Source organism: Amycolatopsis kentuckyensis, from assembly GCF_041679295.1.
In the GTDB taxonomy this organism is placed as follows: domain Bacteria; phylum Actinomycetota; class Actinomycetes; order Mycobacteriales; family Pseudonocardiaceae; genus Amycolatopsis; species Amycolatopsis kentuckyensis_A.
The window spans coordinates 1-7,738 of sequence record NZ_JBGDMD010000034.1 but is presented as its reverse complement, the minus strand read 5'-3'; the positions used below and the strand labels follow the sequence as shown (position 1 = coordinate 7,738).

The window sequence follows — 7,738 nt, the reverse complement described above, 5'->3', positions numbered from 1 at the left end:
GTCAAGCCCAGCGCGGTAGTGGCCTCCTACCGGCGACCTGTACTGGCACGGCTGTCGCTCGCTGACGGTATTCGCGTCGGCTGTTGTCCGTCGTCGGCTGGGTTGTCCGCTCGCAGCTAAGCGTCGCTGATCTGCTCTTACTCGCTCTCGGCCATGGCGAGTCGGCCCGGTGACCTGAGACTCAACGCAACACGTTCCAAGTGGGGCTCAGCCACGGTCGAGATCTACGAGGTCAAAAGCGTCACTGACAGGTTGGCGGTGAAGAGTTGGTTATGCCGCGGACGAGGTGCCGTCCTCGAGACCCATGCGGGAGCGGTGGCCGTACGTCGTGGCGGTCGCCGGAGGTCTCGACGACAATCACCAGATTGTCGCCAATGTGTAGAGTAGTGGCCCGGCGCCCGGCGAGCGGGACGTCATCTCGCCCGAGGCCCGCGAGCCGAGGCGTGAACGACGCCGCGATGATGCCATGGTGTGGAGCACCGGTCGTCTCCTTTTCAGGCGAGCGCGATCTGACCACACAGATGGGTCTCGCCTGCTGCTGCTCGTCGACGAGAATGCCGAAGAGGCGCTCGCGGCCAAGCTTGGTCTCGACCAGCGCGAGGCACGCTATGCAGTACGGACATCACCTCGTCGGATGATTTGTGATGTTGTGAGCGCTGCGCTGGCGAGGGCAGGTCAGAATTCTCGGACGGGCAAATGCAATAAGGAGGCGTGTGCGTCGGTGCGCAGAACGCGCTCTTCACTGTTACGCTGGCGTCGATGTAAAAGACTTCCCTTTACTCTCGGAGTCATTTACCTCCTGCTGTGCGATGTCGGAACCAGTCTTTGACCGCGGCTATTTCGGGAATCCGGATGCCAAAAACTTCTCGTACGGTTGGCCGGTTGCTGGTTGCAAATGTATGAGGAGATAATACCTCCTGTTGGGAGTTTCTACGCACGCTGCTTCATTATAATCCATTCGCGGTATCGATCTGGCCCAAACTACGCTGTTGCGGCATGGTAGAGGATTTGCCGGGAGTCGGGATGGCTCTACTGAACGCGCAATCTTGGCTGTGCCGGCCACTCCCAAGCCGCCATCCGCCAGGAGGGTGACCGTTGGATCGCCTTCGGTTCGCCAGTTGTCGAGGTTGAAACCTTGCCCTGGGCTCAGTCGAAGATATCGGCATGTAGTGTTCGCTATGCAAGAATTCTGTGATGGTGCAGAGGGGGTGTTACCTTGCGTGATGTCATTGCCTTCTGTGGACGCGCTTGGTGTGGCGGCGGAGGCCTTCGAGTCGTCCGACGGAGAATCCCTCTTCCATGACGATGCCGTCGCCGCGAGCAAGACAAGGGCGGCTACGAGCGAAAATAAGGTGATCTGCCGATTGTGAGGCGTTCTCCGGTGCGGAGAATTCTCGGTGCTCGAAGAGGCTGTGATTTCTGTAACTCGTAGCGATTCGACTGTCTGGCGCACCACTTTAGCAACTTCGGCCCACGTTAGTTGCTTTGCTGCACTATGGCGAGTGACGATTGGCTTGCCGCTGGGGATCAACTCGACGTTCTTTAGTGGCGAGTTTTCACTGAGGTCGAAGGGGGAGACATGCAGTGGTATTACTTTGCATTTTCCTGCCGTCTGTCGACCTAGCGCGACCGCTAGCTCATGGTCCATGCAAAATGTCGAACGAATAAAATTGGGTGTGATTAGAAAAACTGTTATATCTGCATTATTGAGTTTCTCGAGGAGGATCTCTTTCCAGTTTTGTCCGGCAGGGATGGCCCGATCGTCAAAGAAGTGGACATTGTCGCGCTTAAGGCCTGCGGTGTACGTGCAGAAAGTTTCTAAGTGACGAGCGTCTTCGCGAGCGTACCCGACAAAGACGTTGATTGGTCGCGACTGCACGGGCTTATTCTTCTTTCTGTGGCTGAGCGAGGCAAATATTGTGGAATGGTGTCCAGTCGTCGTTGCTCTGATCGCGTACGTCGAAGAACCTGCCGACCAGACGCAGCGTGCCGGGGAGATTGTTGCCTGCGGCCGGCGTCGCCCGGTCGTCTTTGCCGAGGACGCGCTTGGACCGTTCGAGGATGTCGTGGCCCATTTCCAGTTCGCGGTCGAATCGGCCAGCGACCGCATGTCCTGGCGAACCGTGTTGGCAACGCTGAGAAAGGGCGGGGACGCCGTGCACCAGCAGCACGTGCACCGCGTGCCGCATCTCGTCGCGTTCGCCTTCGGTCAGCTGGTTCTTCAGCACCGTCTGCACCAACCGGTGCAACTGGACGGTGTTGCTCCGGTGATCGAGCCTCGCCAGGCTGTACCGGCTGATCTCCCGGATCGCGAGGTTGAGCTTGATCGGCTGGCTGAGCGCCTCGCCGAGAGCGTCGGGCACCGGCGCGTTCCGCACCGCTGTGAAGAGGTTGCGTGAAATCGGCTCGGGTCCGAAGAAGGCGCACACCTGGAGCAGCTGCAGCGCGGCCGGGTGCGACGCCCGGAGCTTCGCCAGCGGGACGTTCCAGGCCGCGGCCACCGAACGCTGGTAGTCGGGGGATTCGAACTCCGTCGTCAGCTCGGCGAGGTTCTGGTCCAGCAGCTGCAGGTATTCGGCCACCGGCATGCCGGTCTGCGCCCGCCAGGCCGCCGCCTGCTCGACCGCCAGCGGCAGGTCGCCCAGCGCTTCCGCCGGCACGTCCGCGTCTTCATCGGTGATTTCCCCGCCGGCTTTGCGGAGCAGCTCTTTGCTTTCTTGCCGAGTGAAGAGGTCGACCTCCACTTTGCGCGCGACACTGGACCATTGCGAGTTCCGGGAAGTGACGACGATATGCCCGCTGTCACCTGAAGTCCTCGGAAAGAACGGGCTCACCACGTCCGGCCGGTCGGCGTTGTCGAACACCAGCAGCCAGCGTGAATACGGTTCACCTCGCCGCAATGCCTCAAGCACTCCGGGGACCGCCGTGTCCGCCGTACCCGGTACCTGCAGGCCGAGGCGTTTGGCCAGTTCGACCAGGCTGCTCGAGATCTGCGACGGCTGCTCGGCCGGTATCCACCAGATCACGTCGTATTCGTTGGCGTGCCGGTAGATGTATTCGACCACGGTCTGCGACTTGCCGATGCCACCCATGCCGTGCAGGGCCTCGGGGAGGACCGCGGTGGCTCCACCCGCCTGGATCAGCCGGTTGCGGAGCTGCTCCAGCAGTTCCTCCCGGCCGACGAAGTCGGGGTTGCGCAGCGGGACCGTACCCCAGATCTGTGGCCGAGTCCGGGGCGACGTCGGCGAACTCGGGCCCGTGGCGGTCGATGCGGGTGTGGTCACGGCGTCGTCTCCTCCGGAAGGGATGGTGGCACCCGCGGGCTCGACGGTGTCGATCGTGGTCAAGTTCGGATCCTCGCTCTGAATTGATACAGAAGCGGTGTCACGCCTCACATTAGAGGATCCGGCGGGGGCGCTGCCCACCACATCACCGTTCCGAGGCGCGAGCTCCGCCCGTAGTTTCTTGGCCCGCCGGGCGTATCTTCCGGACAAAGCGCGGAAGACCGCCTCTTGAACGTGCAGGTACGGGTGCGTTCTCCGGGGACTCCTAGTTCTCTGAGGTCAGACCTTCACCCGAAAGGAGTTCCGCGCGGACTCCGTCGCGGAATTCGAACGTCACTTCCGACGGATCGTGCGAGCCGCTGTTCGGGGAAACGCGCTGGAGCAGATCCCCGAGGAGGACCTCCGCCAGCGCCGGCAGTCCCGAGCCCGGGAGCAGCACGCGTTGCACCAGCCTCATCAACGGCAGGTTCAGCGGTGCCGCGGCGAGCAGGCCGGCGAGCTGGAACGCCTGCGCGGACGCGTACGTGCGGAAGCGGAGCACCCGGGATCGCGGCGAGAGCTCTTCCGGCGGCTCGGCGGGCGGGCCGGCGGCCAGCCGCTTGCGGTGGTCTCGGTGCGCGAGGACCGCGGTCGTCTCGATCGTGGTCGCCGTCGAGACCAGCTTGGCCCAGTCACGCCTGGGACAGGTTCAGGACGGGCACGGCCACCGCGCCCTTGGCGGCGGCCGGTGCGTCGCCGGCGACCGGCTCGCGGGGCCGGACCCGCAGCCGCCGGTTCGGCACCCCGGGGCGCGGTCGCGGACAGGCGGAGCCGGCTCGGCGAAAGGCCGCCCCACGTCCACAGGCGTTGCGGCAGCACGTGCGCGACCGCCACCGGCATCTGCTCGGACCAGCGGGCCAGCATCTCGTGCGCCACGCCGTCGTGCCAGGTGGAGCCGATCGCGTCCGTCAGGACCAGGACGAGCCGGCGGCCGGTGGGATCGGCGAGGTCCCGGGCGCGGTACCGCGCTCCGCCCGGCCCTTCCGCGCGCAGCACGGGTTCTCCCGGCGACGGCTCCGAGCTGTCCATCAGGTGCACCCGCACGTCGCGGAACGCTCCCTGCCTGCGGGTCAGGTTCCGGAACTCGGTGACCGTGCTCTGCCAGAGCTCCATCGAGGGAGCGGTGTCCACCACGAGTGACAGTTCGAACTTGTGCCACAGGTCGGGTTGCCACACCGGCAGCCACATCCCGTCGTCGGCGGCTCGGATCGCGGTGGCCTCCTCGTCCAGGACCGTCGCCCACGGCGACGGCGACGCGCGCATGAGCGGCCGCAGGGCCCGCGCGACGCCTCGGGCGTCCGGCAGCGCGGGAGAAATCGACGTGAGCAGCGGAGCGGATCCCTGACCGTCATCGGCGATCACGCCGGTAGCGCGCAGGAAACCGGGTTCGCCGGGCTCGAAAACCTGCCGGCCCAGCGGAGTCGGCCGATCGGGCTCGGCGGGTTCCGGTTCCCGGCGCGGTGGGACCTCGTCCGCTTCCGCAGCCGGCGGCGGAACGGATTCCGGGTCGGGCGGGTTCGGTTTCGCGGTGGCGGCCGGCTCCGGCGGCTCCGGCTCGGCCGGCGCGCCGGGCTCTTGGGCCAGCCATTCCGGACCGAGTTTCCGGGCCAGCCACAGAGCGTCGCGAACTTCACGCCACGTCAGATCGTCGCGTCCCAGGGATGGCCGCCCGTCCGGCGACGGAATCTCGTCGGCGGTCATTCCGCCTCCAGGGATGACAACGGGTGCCAGATCGCCTCGGGAAGTTCCCTCCACTCGTCGTCGGTCTGGTACGCACCGGACGTCGCGAGCTCGGCCGCGAGGTGCACGGCGTTCAGCAACTGGTCGGAGGCCAGACCGCCGACTCGCCCGCTGCGCTCGAGGAACTCGCGGATGAGTCCGGGGATGTCCACGCCGTCGGTTTCCCCGAACTGGGCCGCCACCATTTGCCCGAGCTGCTCCGAAGTCGGCGGCCGCACTTCCAGCCGCAAGCACCTCCGCAGAAATGCAAGCGGGAAATCCCGTTCGCCATTGCTCGTGATGATGACAATGGGAAAAGCACGCGGCCGGACCCGGCCGTCCTTGACCACGGCCGAACCGCCGCGGTCATTGGTGAGCACCGTGACTTCCGGTTGTTGCTTGGCGATCCGGACGAGCTCGTCGATTTCGTACTCGCCGTCCTCGAACACGTTGAGCAGGTCGTTCGGCAGGTCAATGTCGCTTTTGTCCAGTTCGTCGATGAGCAGCACACGTGGTTTCCCAAACGGCAGCAATGCGGTTCCGAGCGGCCCCAGACGGATGTAATCGCCGATGTCCGACCGTTCTTTGAGGTGTGCGCCCGCCGCTTGCACGCGGCCGATGGCGTCGTAGAGATAAAGGCCGTCCTTGAGTTTCGTCCGGCTGGTGATCGGCCATTTCAGCACCGGACCGAGCCCCAGTTCGGTCGCCACCAAATAGGCCAGGCTCGATTTCCCCGTTCCCGGGCGGCCGGTGACCAGCAGCGGGCGGCGCAGGTAGATGGCGGCGTTGACCATGGCCACCTCGCGCGGGTCGGGAACCCGTGGCTGGGAGCGCAGCCTGCCGATCCGGCGGCCGCCGTCGCCGTCGTCGTCCTCCGGGTAGCGGACCGTGCCTTCGCCGTTGAACTGCCGCCAGGGCGGCGGGCTCGGCAACGCGTCGGGAACGTCGTCGGGAAGCCCCGTGCCCCGGTAGACCCGCCAGTCCCTGGCGTGGTTCGGCGATTCGGTGTCCGTCATGCGCTCGGCACCGCCTCCGGAGCTCCCGGGCGCTGCGGCAGGACGATCCGTTCCGGATCGTCGTACAACAGCGCGAGCCGGCTGCCGACCTGCGTCCCTTCCGGTCCCTCGGCGAAGGCGGACAGCCTGATGAGCCGCAGGCGCTCCAGCAGGTGGTGCGAGTCCTCGGCGTGCAGTAGTTCTTTCACGGTGTGGGAAAATTCCTCCGAACGGCAGTCGTCGCGGTGCCAGACCATGATGGGAAAACCGGCGCGCAGGCCGACCGTGATCTCGTCGCCTTCCGCACTGAACGCGTGCGGAGGCGCGCTCAGGACGAAGGCCACGAGCTCCGGCCGGGACTCGAAGCGGGAGGTCAGCTCCCGCAGGTTCCGCGTCTCGCCGTCGATGCTCCAGAAGCCCGACTCCAGCGCGATGGGACCCCCGTCGCCGGCCTGGGCCTTCAGTTCCTTCCAGCGGACGAACCACGCGCGGTGCCACTTCCGCAGCTTCATCCGCTCCAGGCTGCGCACCCCGAGCGGGAAATGGCAGCCGAGCGGTTCCGGCACCGCGGTTTCCGCTTCCCACTGCCACTGGTCGACGTCCAGGTGGAGCAGATCGCGGCTGAGCACGAAGTCGAGGCGGATGTCGGGGTCGTAGGGCGCCCATTCGCCTTCGACCTGCTCGGCCAGCACCGCGACTTTGTACTTGATCTTTTCGAAGCCGCCGATGTAGTCCTGACCGCGTTCCGGGAACCACCCGTCGGAAACGTCGAGCTGGCGCCAGTGGGACAACCGGTAACGATCACCGGTCGGCCCCTCGGGCTGCAACAGGAAGACGAGATAGGCCTCGGACCGGGATGTGTGGGATTCGGCCGGTCGGGCGATGCCCTTGGTTCGATCGCGGAAGGCGCTCATCTCCGCGGTCAGATTCATCCGTTCGGTCTTCTCTTCGACCCATTCGCGGATTTCCGCCGCCAGGTCGAACCGCAGCCGGGCGGCGACGCGCTCGACGAAGAGCAGGCTCTTGGGCAGGCCGTCCGGGCCCGAGTTCAGGGTGTCGATGGTGTCGACCATGCCGGCGCCCGGGCGTTCCGGCGCTTGAGCGAGTGCCACGCCGCGGCCAACGTCAGCAGGATCGCCAGCGCGGTCATGGCGTTCGTGCGGGCCATGGCTGGAGCGGCATCAACGCTGGGCCTTCAGGTCTGGGTCGTGTCCATGACCGCCCGGCGGGTCCGGGTCCGGGTCCGGGTCCGGGTGCGGGTTCGAGAAGCCGACGCGGATGTGCTCGACGTCGGCTGCGCGATCGCCAAAGATGAGCTGGCGTGGCTCGACGTTCCGCTCGAGACGGCCTGTGTGCCGCTACAACTGGTCAAGTACTCGCGGTTCGACCGCGGCGGGCAGGCGGTCGGCGTGCTGGATCCACGGGTCGTCGACCTCGGGGATCTGCAGGCCGTGCATCTGCCCGACGGTCAGGATGGCCAGGTGCCGCGAGACGCCCGCGTTGGAGCCGGTGCGGCCGCGGACGGTGACCGTCGGCGCGTACGGGTCGGCGTAGTAGTCGGCGGCGTCGGTGAAGCTGGCCAGGTCCTCGGGCTCCCAGGCCGCGCCGGGCACTGCGGGCATGTTCCGCGGCGCGGGCAGGCCCAGCGAGCAGGACCGGTGCATCAGCCAGGACATCTCCTCGGCGTGCACCGGCCGGCCT

General features: G+C 66.1%; 6 protein-coding genes and 2 pseudogenes. All 8 read right to left on the bottom strand.

Features of this window, described 5'->3' with window-relative positions:
• Positions 1 to 835 precede the first annotated feature (835 nt).
• Complete coding sequence (locus tag ACERZO_RS50205) at positions 836 to 1,879, bottom strand: toll/interleukin-1 receptor domain-containing protein (protein ID WP_372673144.1); 1,044 nt, start codon at positions 1,877 to 1,879, stop codon at positions 836 to 838.
• 4 nt (positions 1,880 to 1,883) lie between these two features.
• Positions 1,884 to 3,347, bottom strand: coding sequence for an FxSxx-COOH system tetratricopeptide repeat protein (gene fxsT, locus ACERZO_RS50200; RefSeq protein WP_372673143.1), 1,464 nt, complete (start codon positions 3,345 to 3,347; stop codon positions 1,884 to 1,886).
• 202 nt (positions 3,348 to 3,549) lie between these two features.
• Positions 3,550 to 3,741: a hypothetical protein gene (locus ACERZO_RS50195; RefSeq protein WP_372673142.1), complete on the bottom strand. Its 192-nt coding sequence runs from the start codon at positions 3,739 to 3,741 to the stop codon at positions 3,550 to 3,552.
• An 11-nt stretch (positions 3,742 to 3,752) separates the two neighbouring features.
• Positions 3,753 to 5,024: an SAV_2336 N-terminal domain-related protein gene (locus tag ACERZO_RS50190; RefSeq protein WP_372673141.1), complete on the bottom strand. Its 1,272-nt coding sequence runs from the start codon at positions 5,022 to 5,024 to the stop codon at positions 3,753 to 3,755.
• Positions 5,021 to 6,058: an AAA family ATPase gene (locus tag ACERZO_RS50185; protein ID WP_372673140.1), complete on the bottom strand. Its 1,038-nt coding sequence runs from the start codon at positions 6,056 to 6,058 to the stop codon at positions 5,021 to 5,023. The genes ACERZO_RS50190 and ACERZO_RS50185 overlap by 4 nt, the downstream gene beginning before the upstream one ends.
• Positions 6,055 to 6,969 carry a VMAP-C domain-containing protein gene (locus ACERZO_RS50180; RefSeq protein WP_372673145.1) on the bottom strand — a complete coding sequence of 305 codons (915 nt, stop codon included), beginning with the start codon at positions 6,967 to 6,969 and terminating at the stop codon, positions 6,055 to 6,057. The genes ACERZO_RS50185 and ACERZO_RS50180 overlap by 4 nt, the downstream gene beginning before the upstream one ends.
• 27 nt (positions 6,970 to 6,996) lie before the next feature.
• A pseudogene (locus ACERZO_RS50175) lies at positions 6,997 to 7,110 on the bottom strand (hypothetical protein); the annotation flags it as partial.
• A 309-nt stretch (positions 7,111 to 7,419) separates the two neighbouring features.
• Positions 7,420 to 7,738, bottom strand: a pseudogene (locus ACERZO_RS50170) (ATP-binding protein); the annotation flags it as partial.

What these genes read in the sequence shown, in the direction of transcription:
- ACERZO_RS50195 (WP_372673142.1), bottom strand. Translation starts at nt 3,741, where the DNA reads ATGAGGCTGGTGCAACGCGTGCTGCTCCCGGGCTCGGGACTGCCGGCG.
- ACERZO_RS50190 (WP_372673141.1), bottom strand. Translation starts at nt 5,024, where the DNA reads ATGACCGCCGACGAGATTCCGTCGCCGGACGGGCGGCCATCCCTGGGA.
- ACERZO_RS50185 (WP_372673140.1), bottom strand. Translation starts at nt 6,058, where the DNA reads ATGACGGACACCGAATCGCCGAACCACGCCAGGGACTGGCGGGTCTAC.
- ACERZO_RS50180 (WP_372673145.1), bottom strand. Translation starts at nt 6,969, where the DNA reads ATGAATCTGACCGCGGAGATGAGCGCCTTCCGCGATCGAACCAAGGGC.